Raw genomic sequence first — 23,787 nt, forward strand, 5'->3', positions numbered from 1 at the left:
GGGCAGCCGGCGGCCCGTCGTCAGGAGGCGCAGGCTCGACCGGCAGGCGGCTGTCGGATGGCTTTTCGTCGCCCCGTTCGTGGTGCTGCTGGTCGTGTTCCTGCTGCTGCCCATGGGGTACGCGGCGAAGCTCAGCCTGTACCGCTCCACTCTCCTGGAGGGGGAGGTGTTCGCGGCGGCCGACAACTACCGGCAGGCCCTCGGTGACCCCGAATTCCGCTCGGGCGTGCTGCGCGTGATCGTCTTCGGGCTCGTGCAGACACCGGTGATGATCGGCATCGCCCTCCTGCTCGCCCTGCTGGTGGACGGCGCCGGCTCGCGCCTGGCCCGGACCCTGCGACTGGCGGCATTCGTCCCGTACGCGGTACCGGTGGTCATCGGCACTCTGATGTGGGGTTTCCTCTACAGCCAGAACACCGGTCCGTTCCGGTTCACCGGATTGGACTTCGTGGCCGGCGACACCGTCCTGGCCTCGCTGGGCAACCTCGTCACCTGGCAGTGGGCCGGTTACAACATGATCGTGCTGTACGCCGCGCTCCAGGGCGTGCCGAGGGAGGTCTACGAGTCCGCCAGGATCGACGGCGCGGGGGCGGTGCAGATCGCGCTGCGGATCAAGACGCCGATGATCTCGGCCGCCCTGGTGCTCTGCACCGTCTTCACGATAGTCGGCACGCTCCAGTTCTTCACCGAACCGCTCGTCCTGCAGCCGCTCAATCCTGGCGCGATCACCACGAGCTACACGCCAAATGTCTACGCCTACAACCAGGCATTCTCCTACCAGCAGTACAACTACGCCGCCGCGATATCCTTTCTGCTCGGCGCAGTGGTCTTCGTCGGTTCGTACATCTTCCTGTTCGCCATGAGGAAGAGGAGTTCGCTGCGATGACCGCTCCGGCTACCCGGACCAATTCGGGGGCGTCCAGTGGCGGCGTCATTCTCGCGCGCGCGGTGATGGCGCTCTTCGTCGTCTACTTTCTGCTGCCGTTCTGGTGGTTGCTTGTCGCGGCAACCAAGGACAACGACGGATTGTTCGGCTCGGCTCCACTCTGGTTCAGCGACCTGCATCTCGTCGACAACCTCCGACTCCTGTTCACTCAGGACGACGGCCTCTACCTCAGGTGGCTCGGCAATTCGGCGCTGTACGCCGTCGTCAGCGGCGTCGGAGCCACCGCGATCGCCGCCCTGGCCGGTTATGCCTTCGCCAAGTTGCGCTTCCCCGGGCGCAACGCGCTGTTCGGATTGCTGCTCGGCCTCATCATGGTGCCGGCGACGGCTCTGGTCCTGCCGACGTACCTGCTGATGGCCGAGGCCGGGCTCATCGATTCGGTGTGGGCGGTGATCCTGCCGTCGTTGCTCAACCCGTTCGGGGTGTACCTGTTGCGGGTCTACGCCCACGACTCGGTGCCTGACGAGATGCTCGAGGCCGCCCGCGTAGACGGTGCGGGGGAGTTTCGGGTCTTCCGTAGCGTGGCGCTGCCCACCATGCGCCCGGCGCTTGTCACGGTCGGGCTCTTCTCCATGGTGGCGACCTGGAACAACTTCTTCCTGCCACTGGTGATGCTCAGCGACCAGAACCTCTACCCGCTCACCGTCGGTCTACGTTCGTGGTATCAGTCGGCCACTCTGGGCAACGGTGGTCCCGCCCTGTTCAACGTCGTCGTCATCGGCTCGCTGGTGGCGATCCTCCCCCTGATCGCGGCCTTCCTCCTGCTGCAGCGGCACTGGCGCGGCGGCCTGACCATCGGTGCCCTGAAATGACCGATCGGTCCGGGAGCACCGGCGGCCGACCACCTCGTCGTGAAGGACGGCAGATGCGCATCGCTCACGTCACGCTTGATCCCACCGCCGTCGTGGCCCCGGTGAGCCGCCGTACCTTCGGCACCTTCGTCGAGCACATGGGCCGCTGCGTCTACACCGGCCTGTACGAGCCAGGTCACCCGTCGGCCGACGAGGACGGGTTCCGCGCCGACGTCCTGGCGCTGACCCGTGAACTCGGGGTGACGACGGTCCGCTACCCGGGCGGCAACTTCGTCTCCGGGTACCGCTGGGAGGACGGGATCGGGCCCAGGGACCGCCGCCCCCACCGCCGTGACCTGGCCTGGCACAGCGTGGAGACCAACGAGGTCGGCATCGACGAGTTCGCCCGGTGGGCAGCCAAGGCCGACGTCGAGATCATGTACGCGGTGAACCTCGGCACCAGGGGCGTCCAGGAGGCACTCGACGTCCACGAGTACGTCAACCATCCCGCCGGCACGCACCTGGCCGAGCTGCGCCGGGCCAACGGCGCCGAGAAGCCCTACGGCATCCGGATGTGGTGCCTGGGCAACGAGCTCGACGGCCCGTGGCAACTCGGGCACAAGAACGCCGAGGCGTACGGGCAGCTCGCCGCCGCCACCGCCCGGGCGCTGCGCGCGGCCGAGCCGGGCCTGGAGCTGATCGCCTGCGGTAGTTCCGGATCCGCCATGCCGACCTTCGGCGCGTGGGAGGCCACCGTCCTGGAGCACACCTACGACCTGGTGGACTACCTCTCCTGCCACGCCTACTACGAGGAGTACGACGGCGACCTCGGCTCCTTCCTCGCCTGCGCCACCGACATGGATCATTTCGTGGACAGCATCGTGGCCACCGCCGACAGCATCGGTGCCCGGCTGCGCAGCAAGAAGAAGATCCAGCTCTCCTTCGACGAGTGGAACGTCTGGTATCTCTCCCGCTTCCAGAACCAGCCACCCGTGGACGAGTGGCAGGTCGGCCCACGGGTGATCGAGGACGAGTACAACGTCGCCGACGCGGTCGTCGTCGGCAACCTGCTCATCTCGCTGTTGCGTCACAGTGACCGGGTCACCGCCGCCTGCCAGGCTCAACTGGTCAACGTGATCGCTCCGATCCGCGCCGAACCGGGCGGACCGGCCTGGCGACAGAGCATCTTCCACCCGTTCGCCCGGACGGCGGCGCTGGCCCGCGGCGACGTGCTGCGTACGGTGGTCGATGCTCCGGGGTACCAGACCGATCGCTACGGCGAGGCGTCGGTCGTCGACGCGGTCGCCACCCATGATTCGGCATCGGGCGACGTGGCGGTCTTTGTGGTGAACCGTGACCTCGCCCAGCCGGTGGAGCTCACTGTCGATCTGGGCCGCTTCGGTCCGGTGGCCTGGCAGGGGGGCGCGTCGAGCCTGTACGACGATGACATCCGCCTGACCAACACCGTGGAACACCCGGATCGGGTGGTGTTGCGAGCCAACCGGCAGCTTTCGGTCCGGGACGGTAGCGCGCGGATCGTGCTGCCGCCCGTGTCATGGACGGCCCTGCGCCTGTCCGCGGGAACTACGGACTGAGTCGTCCCGACGATCGCTACCCTGCCGGCCCCGCCGGCTTGAGCGGAAATGACGCCCGGCGTTCGCCGTGGATACCGGGCGTCATTTCTGCTTGCGTATCCGGGGCTTCAGCCGCCCTCCCGTGAAACCCTTTCGGTGGTGGGCTGCATCCTTGTCAAGCGCAGGCAATTACCGGAAATATTTCGACAGTTTTCAATGCTCGAGATAGCTTGACGGACGCCGATGTTAGCGCAAACATTGACGTGTAACTCGGATGTAACGTCGCTGCCATGGTTGTACGGCTCGCGTTCGCCTCCGCCTATCAGGCATGCGCCGCAACCGTCCGAGCCGCGGGGGCAGGCAGACGTGCGTCCTTTAGGGAATGCGGATCGCCGGGCTAACGGCTCGTATGTCGCGAGTCGGATATGACCAATCGCAGGAGGTCTTTGATGACAGGGATGGATCAGGTGCCGCGGGTGAGGTCGCGGTGGCGGGGTTGGCGGGCGGGGGCGGCTGTGGGTGTGGCGGCGTTGTTGCTTGGTGCGGGGGTGGTGTCGGGGTTGCCGTCGGCGTCGGCGGCGACGGTGGATACCTCGGCGTCGTATGTGTTCGTGAACCGGCACAGTGGTAAGGCGATGGATCTGTTCGACTGGTCGACGGCGGAGAACGCGCCGGTGAATCAGTGGGCGCGTAACGATCTTGCGGTGCAGCAGTGGCAGTTTGTGGATGCCGGTGGTGGGTTCTACAAGGTGCGGTCGCGGCACAGTGGGAAGGTGCTGGAGTTGCCGAACGGCAGCGATGGTACCCAGTTGGTGCAGAGCAGTGATCGGTCGTCGGCGACGCAGCAGTTCCGGTTGCAGGATTCCGCGGGTGGGTTCGTGCGGTTCGTGAACCGGCAGTCGGGCAAGGTCATCGATGTGTGGGAGTGGTCGACGGCTGACGGGGGCCGGTTGGCTGGCTATTCCGACACCGACGGTGCCAATCAGCAGTGGCAGTTGGTCCGGCTGGGCGGCGGCACCCCGACCACCCCACCCGGCGGCAGTCGGACCTTCACCAACCCGATCAAGCGTAACGGCCCCGACCCCTGGCTCCAGGTGCACAACGGTGTCTACTACCTCGCCACGACGACGTGGAACTCGACGATCACCATGCGCCGCTCCACCACCCTCGCCGGGCTGGCCACCGCCCAGGATCAGGTGATCTTCAACCTGTCCGGGCGGCCCAACGGCTGCTGCAACATGTGGGCGCCGGAGTTCCACCTGATCAACGGTCCGAACGGGCCACGGTGGTACTTCTACTACACCGCCGGGCAGAACGTGAGCGACTTCAACCCGACCCAGCGGTTGCACGTGCTGGAGAGCGCCGGAACCGACCCGATGGGTCCGTACACGTTCCGAGCCGACCTCGGCAACGACTGGCAGCTCGACGCGAGCATCCTCACCGTCAACAACCGGCTCTACCTCATGGGGACGTACAACGCCGGTGGCAGCTACGGGCAGAGCCTGTTCATCACCCCGATGAGCAACCCCTGGACGCTGTCGGGCAACCGGGTCCGGCTGAGTACCCCGACCCTGTCCTGGGAGCGGCAGACCCACCCCGTCAACGAAGGCCCGGAGCCGCTCTACCGCAACGGACGCACGATGATCGTCTACTCGGCGAGCGCCTGTTGGGGGCCGGACTACAAGCTCGGCCTGCTCACCTTCACCGGTAGTGACCCGCTCAACCCGGCGCACTGGACCAAGGCGCCGAACCCGGTCTTCCAACGCAACGACGCCAACGGCGTCTACGCGCCGGGTCACAACGGGTTCTTCACCTCACCCGACGGCACCGAGAGCTGGATCGTCTACCACGCCAACGACTCGGCCGGCGGCGGCTGCGACATGAACCGTTCGACCCGGGCCCAGAAGTTCACCTGGAACGCGGACGGCACCCCGAACTTCGGCACACCCGTCCGGCTCGGGGTAGCCCTCACCGCTCCCGCCGGCGAATGAACCCGCGTCGCCGTTCCGCACGGCAGACACGTACCAGGCCCGCATCGTCGGGCCGGAAATGAGAACTCCGATGGTCTCCCGACGCACCCTACTGTCCGCCGGCGCGTCGGCGACGATGGCAGCCGGCACCGGCCTGCTGTTCCGCGCCGCGCCCGCCCTGGCAGCTCCCGCCTACGGCGGTTACGTCATGGGCTACTTCACCGAGTCACCGAACTCGGTGGCCAACAACTACGGTCTGCACCTGGCCATCAGCACCGACGGCCTCAACTGGACCCCGCTGAACCAGAACAACCCGGTCGTCACCCCCACCGCCGGCACCGGCGGTCTGCGTGATCCGTTCATCATGCGCAAGCAGGACAACACCTTCGTCGTGGTCGCCACCGACCTGCGGGGCACCGACTTCACCCAGCAGAACCAGTACATCCACATCTGGGACTCGCCGGATCTGCGCAGCTTCACCGGCTACCGCCGGGTGCGGATGCACACGATGCCGACCCACACCTGGGCGCCGGAGGCGTTCTGGGACGCCTCGCGGAGCCAGTACGGAATCCTGTACTCCGCGCGCAGCGGCAATCGGGATGCCTTCTACGTCAACTACACCACCGACTTCCGGACGGTCAGCGCCCATCAGCTCTACTTCGACCCGGGATTCGACGTGCTGGACGCCACCATGCACGTCGGCAGCGGGGCGAACTACCTGTACTACAAGAGCTTCGCCGACGGCCGGCTCTACGGCGCCCGGTCGAGCAGCCTCGCCCCCCGCAGCTTCGACCGGGGCACGTACACCAGCGGCGTGGTCAACGGTGGCATCGAGGCACCGATCGTGGTCAAGGCCAACGACCGGAACGAATGGTTCCTCTGGGGCGACTCGTTCTCCCCGAACAACGGTGAGCTGTACGTGTGGCGCAGCGGCGACATCAACAGCAACGGCTGGAGCCCGCTGGGTAAGGAGCGCTACACCCAGCCGCTCAACGCCAAGCATCCCACCATCGCACCGATCACCGCCGCCGAACACGCGGCGATGCTGTCCCGGTGGGGGGCGCCGTCCTGGAACCGGTTCAAGTCGTACAACTTCCCCGACCACCTGATCCGCCACGCCAGCAACGCCGCCCGGATCGACCCCTACCCGTTCGATCCCTACGCCGATGCCCAGTGGCGCCTGCGTCCGGGCCTGGCGAACTCGTCGGGTGTGTCGTTCGAGTCGGTCAACTACCCCGGCCAGTACCTGCGGCACAGCAACTACGTCCTCGTCCTGGCGGCCAACGACGGCTCCTCCGGATTCGCCGGCGACGCCACCTTCCATCGGACCGCCGGCCTCGCCGACGGCGGATGGGCCTCGTTCCGCTCACACAACTTCACCAGTTACTACATCCGACACGCGAACTACGTTCTGCGCATCGATCCGCTCGGCGCCTCCTCGAGCGCCGCTGACCGGGCGGATGCCACCTTCCAGGTCGGCTACTGAACCGTGCGCCATTTCACCACAAAGGAGATATCGATGATAGGGATGGATCGGGTGCCGCGGGTGGGGTCGCGGTGGCGGGGTTGGCGGGTGGGGGCGGCCGTGGGTGTGGCGGCGTTGTTGCTTGGTACGGGGGTGGTGTACGGGTTGCCGTCGGCTTCGGCGGCGACGGTGGACACCTCGGCGTCGTATGTGTTCGTGAACCGGCACAGTGGTAAGGCGATGGATCTGTTCGACTGGTCGACGGCGGAGAACGCGCCGGTGAACCAGTGGGCGCGTAACGATCTCGCGGTGCAGCAGTGGCAGTTTGTGGATGCCGGTGGTGGGTTCTACAAGGTGCGGTCGCGGCACAGTGGGAAGGTGCTGGAGTTGCCGAACGGCAGCGATGGTACCCAGTTGGTGCAGAGCAGTGATCGGTCGTCGGCGACGCAGCAGTTCCGGTTGCAGGATTCCGCGGGTGGGTTCGTGCGGTTCGTGAACCGGCAGTCGGGCAAGGTCATCGATGTGTGGGAGTGGTCGACGGTTGATGGGGGCCGGTTGGCTGGCTATTCCGACACCGACGGTGCCAACCAGCAGTGGCAGTTGGTCCGGCTGGGCGGCGGCACACCGACCACCCCACCCGGCTCCACCACCCCGCCCCCACCGACCGGCACGCCATCCCCACCGACGGGCACCCCGCCCCCGGCCTACCCGCAACCCGGCAGGGTCGCCGGGGACACCGGGGTTCACGACCCGACCGTGGTCAAACGACCCGACGGCACCTATCTCGTCGCGCACACCGGTGACAACGTCGCATTGAAGACCTCCACCGACCGGGTCACCTACCGCAACGCGGGCGCCGCCTTCCCCGGGGGCGCGCCGTGGACCACCACGTACACCGGGGGCGCGCGTAACCTCTGGGCGCCGGACCTGAGCTACCGCAACGGCCGTTACTACCTGTACTACTCGGCGTCGACCTTCGGCTCCAACCGCTCGGCGATCTTCCTGGCCACCAGCACCACCGGGACCTCCGGGAGCTGGACCAACGACGGGCTGGTCATCGAATCGCGGACCTCGGACAACTTCAACGCCATCGACCCGAATCTGACCGTTGACGACCAGGGCCGCTGGTGGTTGAGCTTCGGCTCGTTCTGGTCCGGCATCAAGATGATCCAGATCGACCCGGCCACCGGCCGCCGGCTCGGCACCACCATGCACAGCCTCGCCAACTACGGCCCCGGCATCGAAGCGCCGATCCTGGTCAAGCGGGGCTCGTGGTACTACCTGTACGTCTCGTTCGATCGCTGCTGCCAGGGCGCCAGTAGCACGTACCGGATCATGGTCGGCCGGTCGGCGAGCCCGACCGGGCCGTTCATCGACCGCGCCGGCCGGGACATGCTCTCCGGGGGCGGCACCCAGGTCCTGGCCTCGCACGGCAGCATCCACGGTCCGGGGCACCAGGCGTTCCTCGCCGACACCGACGGCGACTACCTGTTCTACCACTACTACGCCGACAACGGTCGGTCGCTGCTCGGCATCAACCGCATCGGCTACGACGCCGCCGCCTGGCCCTACGTGTACTGATTCGACCGCCCCGGTGGGCGGGCACAGCCTGCCCACCGGGATGTCCACACCCCTCCCACCACCTTTCGTCACCATTCCGGAGGTCCAACGATGTTCAACCCCGCAGTGACATCACCACCAGGCCGGCCAGGTCGCCGGGTCCGACGAGCAGGTCTGGTGCTGACCCTGGTGGCAGCGCTCGCCGGCGCGGTCGGGGTGGCTGTGGTGGTCGCGCCGTCGGCGCAGGCGGCCACCATCGACACCAGTGCCTACTACGTGCTGATCAACCGCAACAGCGGCAAGGCCCTCGACGTCCGGGACACCGCGGTCGACGACGGCGCGGCGATCCAACAGTGGACACGCAACGACGGTGAGTGGCAACAGTTCCAGTTCGTCTCCTCCGGCAGCGGTTACTACCGCCTGAAGGCTCGCCACAGCGGCAAGGTCGTCGACCTCTGGGAGTGGAACGTCGCGGACGGTGCGGAGTACCGGCAGTGGCCCGACCTCGACGCCACCAACCAGCAGTTCCAGGTCCTCGACTCCGACGGGGGCTACATCCGGCTGATCAACCGGCACTCCGCCAAGGCCCTGGAGGTCTGGGAGTGGTCGACCGCCGACGGCGCCCGAATCAGCCAGTACGCCGACCTCAATGGCGCCAACCAGCAGTGGCAGATGGTCCGGGTGGGCGCCGGTGGCCCGCCGACCACCCCGCCCCCGGGCACCGGTTGCGGCAGCGGCTCGTTCCAGGCCGAGGCCGTGCTGAACGGAAGCACCTGGACGTCCCGCAACGGATCGTCGACCGTGTACTCCGGTTCGAACATGCTGTCCGCGATGCAGGCCGCGGTGAACTCGCTGTCAGCTGGACGAACCGCCAAGCAGCGGGTGGTGGTGCGGGGCTCCGGTTCGATGAGCGCGGGATCGCGGCTGTCGCTGCCGTCGTACACCACGCTGGCGGTGTGCGGCACGATCAACGTGACCGGTTCAGGATCGGGTGACTACGCACCGGTCTACTCCCGCGGAACCACCGACGTCGAGGTGCAGAACCTGACCCTCACCGGATCGCCGCTGTACGGGATCTTCATGCGCAACGTGAACAACCTGACCCTCGGGCAGATCGACATGCGGCTCTCGGGCGGCCTGGGAGTCCGGGTCGACAACCACGGCGGCGACCGGGCGGTCAAGGTGCGCAACGTGCGAATCGACACCGTCTACGTCTCCGGGACCGGCGCCCACGGGGTGGAGACGTACGGCGTGGACGGTCTGACCGTCGGCACGGTCACCGCGCGCAACACCGGCTATTCGGGTCTGCTGCTCAACGACACCATCAACGCCACCGTGGGGACGGTCGACGCGCAGGGTGCCGGGACCGGGACCGGGTACGCGGCGTTCCGGATGGCCAACCGTAACGGTCGGGTGGGTAGCTCGTACCCGACCAACATCCGGGTGGGGAACGTGATCGCGTCCGGCGGCGGGCGGGGAATCTTCTGTGTCTCGGAGTCCGGTGGCGCGGTCATCGACCGGGTGACGATCTCGAACACCGGGAACAACGCGATCCTCGTGGAGAACTGCTACAACGTCACCATCGCCGGAGTCTCCGGCACGGTGACGGGCGGCGGCGAGGTGCGGATCTCGTCGCGGACGGAGTTTCCGATCTCCTCGGGCATCCGGTTCCAGAACCTGACCGTCACCAATACCAACATCACCCAGAACCCCTGCGGCGGGGCGAACAACACGATCAGCAACGTCACCCGGGTCAACTCGGCACTGACCTGGTGTTGACCGGCTCCGCGTCGGGCCGCGGCCGCGCGGCCCGACGCGGGGACCGGTGCCCTGCCGAGGGCACAGCCGTCCATTACCTCGACCGATAGGCAGGCTCTTGTGACAAGCGCTCTTACCAGTCCTCCTCAAGAACGACCGCGGCGCCGCTGGCGGGTCGCGATCGCCACCGTCGGCGCACTGGTCGTCGGCACGGTCGGCGCGGTAGTCGCACTGACCCCGGCGCAGGCTGCGGTCATCGACACCAATGCCTACTACGTACTGGTCAATCGACACAGCGGCAAGGTTCTCGATGTCACCGACACCTCGACTGCCGACGGTGCACCCATCCAGCAGTGGAGCCGCAACGACGGCGCCTGGCAGCAGTTCCGCTTCGTCTCCTCCGGCAGCGGCTACTACCGGCTGCAGAACCGGAACAGCGGCAAGGTGGTCGACCTGTGGGAATGGAACACCGCTGACGGCGCCGAGTACCGGCAGTGGCCCGACCTCAACGCCACCAACCAGCAGTTCCAGGTCCTCGACTCCGACGGCGGTTACGTCCGTCTGGTGAACCGGCACTCCGCCAAGGCCCTGGAGGTCTGGGAGTGGTCGACCGCCGACGGCGGACGAATCTCCCAGTACGCCGACCTCGACGGCGCCAACCAGCAGTGGCAACTGGTCCCCATCGGCGGTGGAGATCCTGGACCACCCCAGACGGGCCTGGTCGGCTGGGCCACCCAGAACGGTGGGACCAGCGGCGGCGGTAACGCCGCGACCACCACTGTGAGCAGCGCGTCCGCTCTCTCCAGCGCGCTCGGCTCGGCCAATGCCGCGGTCATCCGGGTGTCCGGCACGATCTCCTGCTCCGGCATGCTGCGGGTCCGCTCCAACAAGACGATCCTCGGCAATGCCGGCGCGACGATCTCCGGCTGCGGGTTCACCATCAACGGGGATCGCAACGTCATCATCCGCAACCTGAACTTCCGAAACTGGGACGACGACGCGATTAACGTCGAACAGTCGGCGACCAACATCTGGGTCGACCACAACAGCTTCACCAACGGGTACGACGGCGCCGTCGACGTCAAGCGCGGCTCCGACTTCGTCACCATCTCCTGGAACCGGGTCTACGGCCACGACAAGTCGATGCTGCTCGGCCACAGCGACAGCAACGCCAGCCAGGACACCGGGCACCTGCGGGTCACCTACCACCACAACTGGTTCGACGGCTCCAACCAGCGCCACCCGCGGGTCCGCTTCGGCAATCCGGTGCACGTCTACAACAACCTGTACAGCAACGTCGGTGGCTACGGCGTCGCGTCGACGATGAACGCCGGAGTGCTCGTCGAGGGCAACTACTTCGAGAACACGGCCGACCCGTACCACCGGGGCGAGGGCTCGTCCGGCCCCGGCGCCCTGGTCGCCCGCAACAACTGCTTCGTCAACTCGGGTGGCGGGCAGGCCGGCGGCAGCGTCGCCAACATCCCGTACTCGTACCAGATGGACGCCGCCTGCAATGTGAAGGCCGTCGTAACGGCGGGCGCCGGGGCCGGCCGGATCAGCGTCTGATCAGTCCCCGCATCGCAGCACCACGGCATCAACTGGGCCGTCCCGAGATCGAGTTCGGGACGGCCCGGGACTGTAAGACGAAGGTGTAACACCTGATGACGAAGGTCGTGATCACTGAGGTCGATACTGGCCAGGCGGCGAAGCGTGGACCGGCGCGGCCGGTGGCAGACGGGGCCGACGATCAGCTCGTCGCCCCGAGTGGTGGAACAGGCCCGTGCGGCGGGTCTGCAGCTCACTGGCGAGGGCGGGCTGCTGCAGCAGCTGACAGAACCGGCCCCTCGATCCGGGGCGGTTCCTATCGGTCGTTGCGAATCTTGCCCGAGAGGATTACGCATGCCCCGGTACGCGCCGAACAAGATGCCCGCGGACGTCAAACCCCTCGCGCCGGAGCTGTTGTCGCGAGAAGCTCGCCGGGTCGGTGTCAGCGCGACTCGCGGCTGCGTTCGATGTGCTGGAGCATCACGTCGTGGTGGTGGCGGATCGCCCGGCGTACGGCGGCGTCGTCACGGTCCGCCATCGCGTCGAGGATTGGCTTGTGGATCGCCATCTGGGCGTCGGCGTTGCTGGGAAGCAGCCATTCGGGGACCCGGTCCCGGCTCACCCAGTCCTCGTACTCGTAGGAGATGACGGCGGTGTGGATCGCCTCGTAGATCGAGGTGAGGAACGGGTTTCCGGAGGTCCGTACGACCGCCGCGTGGAAGACGGTGTCGGCCGCGATCCAGGCGGAGGTGCCACCGGCCATGCTGTCGTTGAGCCGGTGCAGCGCGGTGCGGACGTGGTCGAGGTCGGCGCCGGATTGCCGGATCCCCTCGGTGGCGCCAAGCGTCTCCAGCCAGAGCCGCAGGTCGACCAGGTGGGACAGGGACTGTCGGTCGAGGTCGAGCATCAGGTTCACCGATGCGGCGATCGCCGACTCGGGTCGGCGCATGATGTACGCACCAGAACCCTGTTTGATCTCGACCAGCCCCATCAGCGACAGCGAGCGCAGAGCCTGGCTGACGATGGGTCGGCTGGCGCCGAACATCGATGCGAGGTGCCGCTCGGACGGGAGTCGGGAGCCCTCGGCGAGATCCTTGCTGATGATCAGTTGCCGGATCTGTTCGGCCACGTCATCGGCGAGCCGGTTGCTGGTCACCTGCCGGACGGCGCCGAGCGCAACCACGTTGCGTGGTCGGGTCCCGCGGCCCGCTGACGCGGCGTCCGTCGATGTCATCTCGGTCCTTCCTGGCGCTGCGCCGCGCTCACCCGGTGCCTCGCGCGGCCTGACATGTCGCTGGTCTCGGTGCCGGCCGCCACCGGCGGAGCCAGCCTACGCATGCCGGCCGAGTCGCGCGAGCACCCCCGGCAGTCTTCCGGAACGTCGATCCGACTGCGGGTTGACGTGACTTGTGACCTGTGTATTTACTAAAGCGGCTTAGCCACTTTACCAGTAGAGGTTAGCATGAATCTCTCATCCGAGTCACCACCGTCCCGCCCTGAAATGTCCTGGCCGCTGGCCGCCGAGGAGCTACCCCGGCTGGCCGCCCGGATCCGGCTGCACGCCGTACGTATGGTTGCCATGCACGGGCTGGGCTATCTCGGCCAGGCACTCTCCGCCGCCGAAGTCTTCGCCGTGCTCTACGGCCGCGTCTACCGTCCCGACACAGACCGGATCGTGATCTCGCCTGGACACTACGTGATCGCGGCCTTCGCCGCGGCTGTGGAACGCGGCCTGCTCGACGAGGCCGACCTGCGCACGTACGGCCACGACGGGTCCCGGCTGGAGGCGATCGGCACCGAACGCTCCCCGGCCGTCGACCTCACCTGCGGTTCGCTCGGGCAGGGCCTCTCAGCCGCGGTCGGCTTCGCGCTCGCCGACCAGATCCGGACCCGAACTGGTGCCCGCACGTTCGCGCTGCTTAGCGATGGCGAGCTGGAGGAGGGGCAGGTCTGGGAGGCGGCGATGTTCGCCGGCCACCACCGGCTGCGCGACGTCGTCGTCCTGCTGGACGCAAACAACTCGCAGGTCGATGGGGCCGTAGACGGGATCACCACGATCGACCCGATCGCCGACAAGTGGCGCTCGTTCGGCTGGGACGCACAGGACGTCGACGGACACGACCCCGTGGCGCTCGACCGCGCGCTCGCCAGCGCGGTCGCCGTCGACCGACCCGCGGTGGTGGTCGCCCGTACCTCCACCCGGCACGGCCTCAACTGCCTGCCGGCGGGAACCGACGGGCACTTCATCAAGCTGCCGCCGGAACTCGTTACGCGGGCGACCACCGAACTGGAGGCCAGTTATGCGTAGGCCGCCGTACCCCACCGTGCTCAAGCCGTACGGCTCGACCCTGCTCGAACTGGCCAGGTCCGACGAGCGGATCGTCTGCCTCTCCGGCGACCTCACCCGCCAGTGTGAGGTCGACCTCTTCCGCGACGAACTGCCCGAGCGGTTCGTCAACGTCGGCATGGCCGAGGCGAACATGATGGGGATCGCCGGCGCCCTCGCCCGCGAGGGACTCGTCCCCTTCGCGCACACCTTCGGCGTCTTCGCTACCCGGCGCCCCTTTGACCAGATCGTCAACGCGATCGCCTACCCGAACCTGCCGGTACGCATCGTCGGCTTCATGCCCGGGGTCTCCAGCCCCGGCGGCCCCAGCCACCAGGCGATCGAGGACGTGGCGCTGATGCGGGCGCTGCCGAACCTGACCGTGATCGACGCCGCCGACGCCACCGAGATCCGGCAGGTGGTGCCCGCGATCGTGGACCACCCCGGTCCCGTCTACCTGCGACTCAAGCGGGGCGAGATCCCGGTCATCTTCGACTCGGAGTACGAGTTCCGGCTGGACCGGGCGACCCGGTTGCGCGAGGGCGCCGAGGCCGTCGTCATCGCCAACGGCATGATGCTCCCCGCCGCCATCGCCGCCACCGACCTGCTCGTCGCGGCCGGAGTCGACTGCGCCCTGGTGCACGTGCCGGTCGTCAAACCACTGGACACCGCGACCGTCGTCGCCGCCGTCGTCGGCACCCGGGCGGTCGTCACCGCCGAGAACCACACCATCATCGGCGGTCTCGGCTCGGCCGTGGCCGAGGCCATGGCCGAGGCCGGACTCGGCTCCCGGCTGCGCCGCGTCGGGTTACGCGACACCTTCGCCGAGGGCGCGCTCACCGCCCACCACCTCTTCGAGGCATACCACCTGCGTACCCAGTCCATCGTCGACGCCGCCTGGTCGGCCCTGGACCGAACCGGACCCGCCCCCGAGGCGCCGTCCGGGCGACCCGTCGCCGGCGAGTACTCGCCCGTCTGATCCGGAGAGAATCATGACCAGCTTCTACGCACCGTCCGCCGAGACCAGCCCGATCGCCTCACTCGGCGCCACCATGGGGGTCGACTGGGAGAACCGGGTCGACTTCGCCCGGCTCCGGGATGAGCGGTTCGCGAAGGTCCAGGCCGCCTTCGAACGCTCCGACCTCGGCGCGCTGATCCTCTTCGACATGAACAACATCCGTTACACCACCGGGACCCACATCGGGAACTGGGCCCGGGACAAGCTCTTCCGGTGCGCGCTGGTGATGCGTGGGCAGGAGCCGATCCTCTGGGACATCGGCTCGGCCGCCCGGACCCACCAGCAGTTCGCGCCCTGGTTCGGCAAGGAGAGCTGGCGGGCCGGGATCTCGAGCTGGCGGGGGTCGATCCCGGAAGAGGTCGGTATCGAGCGCGGCAACGCCGCCCGGGCGGCCCAGATCCTCCGCGAGCACGGCCTCGCCGACGAGCCGATCGGCGTCGATGTCGTGGAACTACCGGTACTGCGGGCGCTGGAGCGCGAAGGGCTCTCGATCGTCGATGGGCACAGCTTCATGCAGGACGTGCGGGCGGTGAAGACCGCCGACGAGATCGCCCTGCTCGACCACTCCGCCGGCCTGGTCGACGGGGCGTACGAGGAACTGTTCCGCGCACTGCGGCCCGGCGTACGGGAGAACGACTGCGTGGCCCTGGTCAACCGCTACCTCTACGAACGGGGCTCGGAGGAGGTCGAGGCGGTCAACTCGATCTCCGGTGGGCGGTGCAGCCCGCACCCGCACGTCTTCTCGGACCGGCTGATCCGGCCCGGTGACACCGCCTACTTCGACATCATCCACTCCTTCAACGGTTACCGGACCTGCTACTACCGGACCTTCAACGTCGGTGGTGCCAACCGGGCGCAGGTCGAGGCGTACAAGCGGGCCCGGGAGTTCATGGACAACGCCATCGCGGAGATCCGGCCCGGCGCGACCTCGGCGGACGTGGTGCGGCACTTCCCCGCCGCCGAGGAGTTCGGCTACGCCTCCGAGGAGGAGGCGTTCGGGCTGCAGTACTGCCACGGGCTCGGGTTGTCGAACTGGGAGCGGCCGTTGATGAGCCGTTACCACTCGTTCGAGCACCCGGTGACCCTGGAGCAGGGGATGGTCTTCGCGATCGAGACGTACTGGCCCACGCCGGACGGCAGCGCCGCCGCCCGGATCGAGGAGGAGGTCGTGGTCACCGCCGACGGCTGCCAGTTGTTGACCCGGTTCCCCGCCGACCAGTTGTACGTGACGGGGATCCGGTACACCGCCGGCGTGGACCTGCTGCGGTGACACCGATCAGCCTTTCGCCGGATCGGGCCGGCATCGGAATCGTTCGACGAGGAGAGATGTGATGACCAGCAGCACACCGACCCTGGGCTGGCTCGGGACCGGCCGGATGGGCGCCGCGATGGCCGGCCGGCTGTTGGACGCCGGCCACCCGGTGGCGGTCTGGAACCGGACCCGGGCCAAGGCCGAACCGCTCGCCGGGCGGGGCGCCACGGTCGTCGACCAGATCACCGATTTGGTCGACCGGGACATTGTCTTCGTCATGGTCTCCACCCCTGACGACCTGCGGGAGGTGCTGCTCGGCGGGTCCGGTCTGCTCTCCCGGGACAGCGGCCGACCCGGCACCGTCGTGGACTGCTCGACGGTCTCGGCGGAGGTGTCGGCGGAGGTCCGCGCCGCGGCGGCCGAACTCGGCGTCGAGTTCCTCGCCGCCCCGGTGAGTGGGAACCCGCACGTCGTCGCGGAGGGTGGTGCCAGCCTGGTCGCCTCCGGTGGGCGGGCGACCTTCGACCGGGCCGAGCCGTTTCTGGCGGCGATCGGCCGAACCGTCGTGTACGCCGGTCCCGACGAGCAGAGCCGACTGGTGAAGCTCTGCCACAACCTCTATCTCGGCATGGTGGTCGAGTCGCTGGTCGAGGTGGTCACGCTGGCCGAGAAGGGGGGTGTGGACCGGGCCGCCTTCCTGGAGTTCCTCAACGGCACCGTGCTCGCCTCCGACTGGGTCCGCAAGCGCACCCCGGACCTGATCTCCCGGGACTGGAATCCGACCTTCACCACGGCCCTGCTGCGTAAGGACTTCGATCTCGGCCTGGGCGCGGCCCGCGCCAACGAGGTGCCGATGCCGGTGGGAAGCCTGGTGCACCAGCTCATCCAGGTCGCGATCGGGCGCGGTTTCCGGGACCGGGACTTCCTGGCGATGTACGACGTGCAGGCTGCCGCTGCCGGCCTCGACCCGGATGGTTCGGGTGCCGCCGGCCCGGCCGGATCCGCCCGTACCGGATCGGGTACGGGCGGATCCGGTGCGGGCGGAGGTGGTGTCGAGTGAGCGGGCCGGAGCTGCCCCGGGTCGGTGGCCGGCCGATCCCCACCGAACTGCTGATCGGTGGCGACCGGGTCGCCGCGGCCGACAGGTTCCCGGTGATCGATCCGGCGACCGGCGCGGTGCTCGCCGAGGTCGCGAGCGGCTCCCCGGCCGACATGATCATGGCGGTCGACGCGGCGGCGGCCAGCGGGCCGGACTGGGCGGCCACCACCCCGCGGCACCGCTCGGAGGCGCTGCGCCGGGCGTACGAGTTGATGGTCGAGGCCGCCGACGACGTGGCCCGGTTGATCGTGCTGGAGAACGGCAAGACCATCGCCGACGCCCGTGCCGAGGTCGCCTACGCCGCCGAGTTCTTCCGCTGGTATGCCGAAGAGGCCGTCCGGCTCGACGGCAGCCTGGGGCGGGCGCCGTCGAGCGGCAACCGGATTCTGGTCACGCACCAGCCGATCGGGGTGTCGTTGCTCGTCACACCCTGGAACTTCCCGGCCGCGATGGCCACCCGCAAGATCGGTCCGGCGCTCGCGGCGGGCTGCTCGGTGGTGCTCAAGCCGGCCAGTGACACGCCGCTGACGGCGCTGGCCATCGGTGAGCTGCTCCGGGCGGCCGGCGTCCCGGACGGGGTGGTCAACGTCGTGCCCAGCCGGCGGGCCGGCGCGGTGTCGTCGGCGGCGTTGCGCGACCCACGGGTGCGCAAGCTCTCCTTCACCGGCTCGACCGAGGTGGGAAGGTTGCTGCTGCGGGAGGCGGCCGAGCAGATCGTGAGCTGCTCGATGGAGCTGGGCGGGAACGCCCCGTTCCTGGTCTTCGACGATGCCGACCTGGACGCGGCGGTCGATGGCGCCATGCTGGCGAAGATGCGCAACGGTGGGCAGGCATGTACGGCCGCGAACCGGTTCTACGTGCAGCGGGCGGTGGCGGACGAGTTCGTGTCCCGGTTGAGCACCGCGATGGGTCGGCTACGGATGGGCTCGGGGCTCGATCCCGAGGTCGCCCTCGGCCCGTTGATCAACTCGTCGGCCAGGGAGAAGGTCGGCGAGCTGGTCGAGGCGACGGTCGACGCGGGGGCCCGGCTGCGGGCCGGCGGACGGGCACCGGGCGGCGACGGTTTCTTCTATCCGGCGACTGTCCTGGCCGACGTGCCGGGTGGCGCGCCGGTGCTGGCCGAGGAGATATTCGGCCCGGTGGCGCCGGTGGTGGCGGTCGAGACGGAGGAGGAGGCGATCGCGCTCGCCAACGCCACCGAGTACGGCCTGGTGGCCTACCTCTACACGGGGAACCTGTCGCGCGGGCTGCGGCTGGCGGAGGCGCTGGAGACCGGGATGGTCGGCCTCAACCAGGGGCTGGTCTCCGAGCCGGCGGCGCCCTTCGGCGGGGTGAAGCAGAGCGGGCTCGGGCGCGAGGGCGGCCATGCCGGCATCGAGGAGTTCATGGAGCCGAAGTACGTGGCGGTTGCCTGGTAGGGGTGCCTGGACCGGGACCCGGCCACGGCTTGATCACGGCACCCGACGGACCTTGACAGGTGATCCATCACATGATTCTCTTGAAATTGGCTAAGCCAGATAGCCACTAGGGCAGTTAAACGTCAACGGAACGATCGAGCCCGATCCCAGAAGCCGCGGAGCGGATGCCGGACAAGGGCACCACGACAGGTTCCGGCCCCGACATCTCGTCGCCGGAGCGCCATCAGGCATAAGAAGTATTTCTGACAAGTCTGACATTCTAATCGACGGCTGTCCGTAGTTGCGGCACCGGCGATGCCCCCGATGACGAGGAGTGCGGTATGGGATACAGAAGATCGGTGATCGCGGTGGCGGGTGCGCTCACCATCGCCCTGGCGGGCTGCGGCGGCAGCGCGGTCACCGGGAACGACAACTCCGACACGGGCGCCGACGGTGGCCCCGTGAAGATCGGCTTCCTGGTGCCGAAGTCCGGCGTGTACGCCTCCATCGGGACCGATCTTGAGCGGGCCATGCAGGTCTACCTGGAGGAGCACGAGAACCAGCTCGGTGGCCGCGAGGTCGAGATGGTCGTCATCGACGAGGGCAGCACACCGCAGACCGGCACCGCCGCCGCCCGCCGCCTCGTCCAGCAGGAGCAGGTGGCGGCCGTCACCGGCATCGTCAACAGCGCCACCGCGGTCGGCGTCGCCACCGTCTTCTCCGACGCCAAGGTCCCGGTCATCTCCACCGCCCAGGTCACCGAGAACCCGTACTGGTGGCGGGTCGGCTGGACCAACCCGATGATGAACACCTCGATCGTCGACTACCTGGTCCGTGAGGAGAAGGACAAGAGCGTCTACCTGATCGGGGCCGACTACAAGCAGGGCCACGACATCATCGAGGCGGTCAAGGGCGGGCTCGAAGCCGGCGGGGTCGAGATCGCCGGCGAGGCGTTCACCCCCTTCGGCACGACCCAGGACTTCCAGCCGTACCTCTCCGAGATCCGCAACTCCGGCGCGGACTCGGTCTACGCCTTCTACGCCGGCGCCGAGGCCGCCTCGTTCGTCACCCAGTACTCGCAGTTCGGACTCAGCGGAGAGGCCACGCTCTACGGCAACCAGGCACTGACCGAGGGGACGCTCTCCGCCCAGGGCACGGCAGCTAGTGGAGTACTGACCAACTCGATCTACACCCCGCAGATCGACTCGCCGGTCAACAAGGCGTTCGTGGACGCCTACGTCGCCAAGTTCGACGCCCAACCGTCGGTCTACTCCGAGGCCCAGTACGCCTCTGCGGCGGTGCTCGACAAGGCAATCGCCGCGATCGGCGACGGCGCCGTCACCGGTGAGGCGATCAACGGCGCCCTGCCCGACATCGGCGACATCGAGACGCCGCGTGGCACCTGGCGCTTCGATGCCGCTCAGGCGCCAACCCAGACCATCTACCTGCGCCGGGCCACCGAGACCGGTGGGGTGATGACCAACGAGGTGATCGCCGAACTCGGCGTCTACACAAGCGAGGGACAGTCCTCCTGACCTCGACCGCGGGGCGGTGTTCGCCCCGGGACAACGCCCCGCGGCCGGCCAACGGTTCCACGACCGAGGAAGGAGGTACCCGCAGTGACGCACTGGTTCGACGCCAACCTCATTACCATGATCAATGGGCTGGCCTACGGGCTGCTGCTCTACACCCTCGCCGTCGGCCTTTCGCTCGTCTTCGGCATGCTCAACCTGCTGAACCTGGCACACGGCACGCTCTTCCTCGGCGGGGCGTACGTGGCGGCGGCGATGGTGGCACCCGACGGCGCCTGGCTGTCCTGGCTGCTGGCCCTGACCATCGCCCTGGTCGTCGGCGCCGTCGCCGGACTCGGCCTCGGGATGATCACCAGGCCGCTGGCCAAGCGTGGCCACATGGCCGAGGCGTTGCTGACGCTCGGCGTCTCACTGGCCGGCGGCAGTCTCCTGCTCTGGGTCTTCGGTGCGGACGTCCGTTCGGTGCCCGCCCCCGCCGGACTGCAGGGCAGCATCGAGATCTTCGGCAACCCCTACCCCAGCTACCGTCTCGTCCTCATCGGCTTCGGCCTCCTGGTCGCGATCCTCGCCGAGGTCATCCTCGAACGAACGATGATGGGAGCCACCGTGCGAGCCATCGTCGCGGACGCCGACATGGTCCGCGCCCTGGGCGTTGACACCCGACGGATCGTCTACGGGGTGCTCGCCGCCGGGTCGGCCCTGGCGGTCGTCGCCGGCGTGATCGGCGGACCGGTGCTCGGCGCCGGACCCGGGCTGGACGGACACGTGTTGCTCATCGCCCTGGTCGTGGTCGTGGTCGGCGGCCTCGGCTCGGCCCGCGGCGCGCTCATCGGCGGCCTGCTGATCGGACAGGTACAGACCCTCGGCACCGCGCTCGCCCCGGCCATCGCGCCCTTCCTCATCTTCGGCGCGATGGCGCTGATTCTCGTGGTCCGGCCGCACGGGCTGCTCGGCCGGGCGGGGGCGACGACGTGACCGGCAACGCCACCCGGGCCGGCTCGTCGGTGACCGGAAGCACTCCGTGGGCAGGCTCCCCGCTGCGACTGCTCGCCCCACCGCTGCTCGTCGTGGCCGCCGTCGCACCGCCCTTCCTGACCGGGCCGTACGCCATCTCGACCCTGACCCAGGTTCTGGCCTTCTCGCTGATGGTCATGAGCATGGTGCTGCTGATGGGGGTGGCCGGCATGCCGACCATCGGACAGGCCGGCTTCTTCGGGGTCGGCGGCTACGCCACCGGCCTGCTTGCCAGCCGACTCACCACCAACTCGCCGCTACTGCTGCTGATCTCGGCCGTGGCCGGGATGGCCGTCGCCGCGCTCACCGGTTGGCTCCTGGTCCGGGTCCGGGGCACCTACCTGCTGATGCTGACCCTCGCCATCGGTGAACTGCTGGCTCTGGCGGCGATCGCCCGGGTCACGCTCACCGGCGGCTCGGACGGCCTGGCCAACATCCCCACCCTGACCCTCGTACCCGGGGTGGAGCTGCGCCACGTAGCCGTCGTCTACTGGTACATCGTCGGCGCGGTGCTGATCCTGGCCGCGCTGATCGCCCTGCTGATCAGGTCGCCGTTCGGCGCCGCCCTGCGGGGCATCCGGGACAACGAGCCCCGGATGCGCGCGCTCGGCTACAGCACCGCCCGCTACAAGTACGCGGCGTTCTGTGTCAGCGGCGGCTTCGCCGGCATGGCGGGTTCCCTCTGGGTCACCCAGACGCTCTTCATCGCGCCAGCGGACATGAGCTTCCACGCCTCGGCGCTGGCGCTGCTCGCCCTGATCGTCGGCGGCGCGCAGAGCCTCTGGGGCGCGGTCGCCGGCTCGGCCCTGATCATCGTCGTGCAGAACATGCTGCCGATCTCCCTGCAGGGTCTCGGCCCGGTGGTGCTGGGAGCGGTCCTGATCCTCGTCGTCTACCTGCTGCCGGACGGCATCTCGGGCCTGGCCACCTGGCGGTCCGACCTCGCCGCGCTGATCAATCGGCGCCGTGGTGGCGGACCGGCGGCGCGACGCGGTGGAACGGAGCGGACATGACCACGGCGGCATTCGAGATCGACGATCTGACCCGGGCGTACGGGGCGCTGCGGGCCGTCGACAGCGTCAGCCTCACCGTGGACGCCGGGGCGCGGCATGCCCTGATCGGCCCGAACGGGGCCGGCAAGTCGACGATGTTCAAGCTCCTCTCCGGCGAGGTCCGCCCCAGCTCCGGGCGGATCCGCTACTTCGGTACCGACATCACCGGCTACGCCCAGCCCCGCCGGGTCCGGATGCGGATCGCCCAGACCTACCAGCACTCCAGCGTCTTCATGCCGCTGACCGTGCGGGAGAACGTGGCGCTGGCCGCGCAGCGGGTGCAGGGCATCGGGACCGTCTGGTGGCGCGCCGCCCGTCGCTACACCGAGCGGACCACCTGGGCCGAGGAGAACCTCGCCGCGGTGGGGCTGGAACAGCGCGCCGACGACCTCGCCGCATCACTGTCGCACGGCGAACGGCGTCAGCTCGAACTCGCCCTCGCCCTGGCGTCACGCCCGCGGGTACTGCTGCTGGACGAGCCGACCGCCGGGATGTCCGCCTCCGAGTCGGCCGACTTCGTGACCCTCGTCAAGGGCCTGCCGCCGGAGCTGACGGTGATCGTCGTCGAACACGACCTGGACGTGGTCTTCAGCCTGGCGACCCAGATCAGCGTCCTGCACCACGGCCAACTCCTCGCCACCGGCGGCCCGGACGAGGTGTCGGCGAACCCGGCCGTCCAGGAGGCGTACCTCTCCTGGTCGGCAGCGGAGGACGACCCCGACGCCGATCCGGTCGACGAGGCGTCGAAGGGGGAGCGGTCGTGAGCGCACTGCTGGACGTACGCGGCCTGCGTGCCGGATACGCGGGCAGCGTGGTGCTGCACGGGGTCGACGTCGCCATCGACGAAGGTTCGGTGCTCGCCATCCTCGGGCGCAACGGGGTGGGCAAGTCCACCCTGGTGATGTCCCTGATGGGCCTGGTCCAGACCTACGGGGGCAGCGTCGGCTTCGCCGGCCGGGACCTCGCCGGGAGCCGGACCGACGTCATCGCGGCGGCCGGCATCGCCCTGGTCCCGCAGGGCCGACGGGTCTTCAGCCCACTCTCGGTCGAGGAGAACCTGCGGGTCGCCATCCGGCGCCAGCGGCCCGGGGCGTGGACCCTGGACCGGGTCTACGACCTGCTGCCCCGCCTGCGCGAGCGGCGTGGCAACCGGGGCAACCAGCTCTCGGGCGGAGAACAGCAGATGCTGGCGATCGGCCGGGCGCTGCTCACCAATCCACGGCTGCTGCTGCTGGACGAGCCCTCCGACGGACTCTCCCCGATGGTCGTACAACAGGTGGCCGACGTGATCCGGGCGTTGCGGGCCGACGGCATCACCGTGCTGCTGGTCGAACAGAACGTCCGCCTCGCGCTGGATCTCGCTGACCACGTCGCGGTCATGGTCAAGGGCGAGATCGCCTGGCGGACCACCCCCGGCGGGTTCCGCGCCGACCGGGACCGGGTGCGGACGCTGATGAGCGTCGGCGGTGAGGGCACCACCGCGTGAAC

19 protein-coding genes are annotated in these 23,787 nt (G+C 68.7%); 18 read left to right on the forward strand and 1 reads right to left on the reverse strand.

All coding sequences use genetic code 11. The features are described 5' to 3' along the window. Window positions 1-79 precede the first annotated feature (79 nt). The 8 genes from O7627_RS14745 to O7627_RS14780 all read left to right on the forward strand — a co-directional run bounded on the left by O7627_RS14745 (window position 80) and on the right by O7627_RS14780 (window position 11,630). A complete protein-coding gene (locus O7627_RS14745) occupies window positions 80-886 on the forward strand; it encodes a sugar ABC transporter permease (RefSeq protein ID WP_278094072.1) in 807 nt (268 codons plus the stop codon). Further along, the gene (locus O7627_RS14750) at window positions 883-1,758 is read left to right on the forward strand and encodes a carbohydrate ABC transporter permease (RefSeq protein ID WP_278094073.1); all 876 of its coding nucleotides are present in this window, start codon (window positions 883-885) and stop codon (window positions 1,756-1,758) included. The genes O7627_RS14745 and O7627_RS14750 overlap by 4 nt, the downstream gene beginning before the upstream one ends. Window positions 1,759-1,811: 53 nt before the next feature. After that, the gene (locus O7627_RS14755; protein ID WP_278094074.1) at window positions 1,812-3,332 is read left to right on the forward strand and encodes an alpha-L-arabinofuranosidase C-terminal domain-containing protein; all 1,521 of its coding nucleotides are present in this window, start codon (window positions 1,812-1,814) and stop codon (window positions 3,330-3,332) included. Window positions 3,333-3,760: 428 nt separating this feature from the next. Continuing rightward, a complete protein-coding gene (locus O7627_RS14760) occupies window positions 3,761-5,302 on the forward strand; it encodes a family 43 glycosylhydrolase (RefSeq protein WP_278094075.1) in 1,542 nt (513 codons plus the stop codon). A gap of 58 nt (window positions 5,303-5,360) precedes the next feature. Continuing rightward, window positions 5,361-6,767 carry a glycoside hydrolase family 43 protein gene (locus O7627_RS14765; protein ID WP_278094076.1) on the forward strand — a complete coding sequence of 469 codons (1,407 nt, stop codon included), beginning with the start codon at window positions 5,361-5,363 and terminating at the stop codon, window positions 6,765-6,767. Window positions 6,768-6,800: 33 nt separating this feature from the next. Beyond that, a complete protein-coding gene (locus O7627_RS14770) occupies window positions 6,801-8,327 on the forward strand; it encodes a family 43 glycosylhydrolase (RefSeq protein ID WP_278094077.1) in 1,527 nt (508 codons plus the stop codon). 90 nt (window positions 8,328-8,417) lie between these two features. Further along, entirely contained in the window at window positions 8,418-10,085 is a 1,668-nt protein-coding gene (locus O7627_RS14775) for an RICIN domain-containing protein (protein WP_278094078.1), read from the forward strand. A gap of 99 nt (window positions 10,086-10,184) precedes the next feature. Continuing rightward, window positions 10,185-11,630 (forward strand): RICIN domain-containing protein, encoded by a 1,446-nt coding sequence (locus tag O7627_RS14780; protein ID WP_278094079.1) that lies wholly within the window; start codon window positions 10,185-10,187, stop codon window positions 11,628-11,630. Window positions 11,631-12,051: 421 nt separating this feature from the next. Here O7627_RS14780 and O7627_RS14785 read toward each other — a convergent pair whose 3' ends face one another. Further along, window positions 12,052-12,843 (reverse strand): GntR family transcriptional regulator, encoded by a 792-nt coding sequence (locus O7627_RS14785; RefSeq protein WP_278094080.1) that lies wholly within the window; start codon window positions 12,841-12,843, stop codon window positions 12,052-12,054. 267 nt (window positions 12,844-13,110) lie between these two features. Here O7627_RS14785 and O7627_RS14790 point away from each other — a divergent pair, with 267 nt between their 5' ends. The 10 genes from O7627_RS14790 to O7627_RS14835 all read left to right on the forward strand — a co-directional run bounded on the left by O7627_RS14790 (window position 13,111) and on the right by O7627_RS14835 (window position 23,785). Next, entirely contained in the window at window positions 13,111-13,917 is an 807-nt protein-coding gene (locus O7627_RS14790; protein ID WP_278094081.1) for a 1-deoxy-D-xylulose-5-phosphate synthase N-terminal domain-containing protein, read from the forward strand. Then, window positions 13,910-14,914, forward strand: a complete 1,005-nt coding sequence (locus tag O7627_RS14795) for a transketolase C-terminal domain-containing protein (RefSeq protein ID WP_278094082.1) — start codon at window positions 13,910-13,912, stop codon at window positions 14,912-14,914. Before O7627_RS14790 ends, O7627_RS14795 begins: the two co-directional genes overlap by 8 nt. 13 nt (window positions 14,915-14,927) lie before the next feature. Then, window positions 14,928-16,223, forward strand: coding sequence for a Xaa-Pro peptidase family protein (locus O7627_RS14800; protein ID WP_278094083.1), 1,296 nt, complete (start codon window positions 14,928-14,930; stop codon window positions 16,221-16,223). 61 nt (window positions 16,224-16,284) lie between these two features. Continuing rightward, window positions 16,285-17,265, forward strand: a complete 981-nt coding sequence (locus O7627_RS14805) for an NAD(P)-dependent oxidoreductase (protein WP_278094084.1) — start codon at window positions 16,285-16,287, stop codon at window positions 17,263-17,265. Further along, window positions 17,262-18,722, forward strand: a complete 1,461-nt coding sequence (locus tag O7627_RS14810) for an NAD-dependent succinate-semialdehyde dehydrogenase (RefSeq protein WP_278094085.1) — start codon at window positions 17,262-17,264, stop codon at window positions 18,720-18,722. The genes O7627_RS14805 and O7627_RS14810 overlap by 4 nt, the downstream gene beginning before the upstream one ends. Window positions 18,723-19,042: 320 nt before the next feature. Next, complete coding sequence (locus O7627_RS14815) at window positions 19,043-20,236, forward strand: ABC transporter substrate-binding protein (protein ID WP_278094086.1); 1,194 nt, start codon at window positions 19,043-19,045, stop codon at window positions 20,234-20,236. Window positions 20,237-20,320: 84 nt separating this feature from the next. Beyond that, window positions 20,321-21,208: a branched-chain amino acid ABC transporter permease gene (locus O7627_RS14820; RefSeq protein ID WP_278094087.1), complete on the forward strand. Its 888-nt coding sequence runs from the start codon at window positions 20,321-20,323 to the stop codon at window positions 21,206-21,208. After that, on the forward strand, window positions 21,205-22,260 hold the full coding sequence (locus O7627_RS14825; RefSeq protein WP_278094088.1) for a branched-chain amino acid ABC transporter permease: 1,056 nt from the start codon (window positions 21,205-21,207) through the stop codon (window positions 22,258-22,260). The genes O7627_RS14820 and O7627_RS14825 overlap by 4 nt, the downstream gene beginning before the upstream one ends. Continuing rightward, on the forward strand, window positions 22,257-23,063 hold the full coding sequence (locus O7627_RS14830; RefSeq protein WP_278094089.1) for an ABC transporter ATP-binding protein: 807 nt from the start codon (window positions 22,257-22,259) through the stop codon (window positions 23,061-23,063). Before O7627_RS14825 ends, O7627_RS14830 begins: the two co-directional genes overlap by 4 nt. After that, window positions 23,060-23,785, forward strand: a complete 726-nt coding sequence (locus tag O7627_RS14835; RefSeq protein WP_278094090.1) for an ABC transporter ATP-binding protein — start codon at window positions 23,060-23,062, stop codon at window positions 23,783-23,785. Before O7627_RS14830 ends, O7627_RS14835 begins: the two co-directional genes overlap by 4 nt. The last annotated feature ends 2 nt before the right edge of the window (window positions 23,786-23,787 follow it).

Origin of the sequence: Solwaraspora sp. WMMD1047, assembly GCF_029626155.1 — a bacterium.
Lineage (GTDB): Bacteria > Actinomycetota > Actinomycetes > Mycobacteriales > Micromonosporaceae > WMMD1047.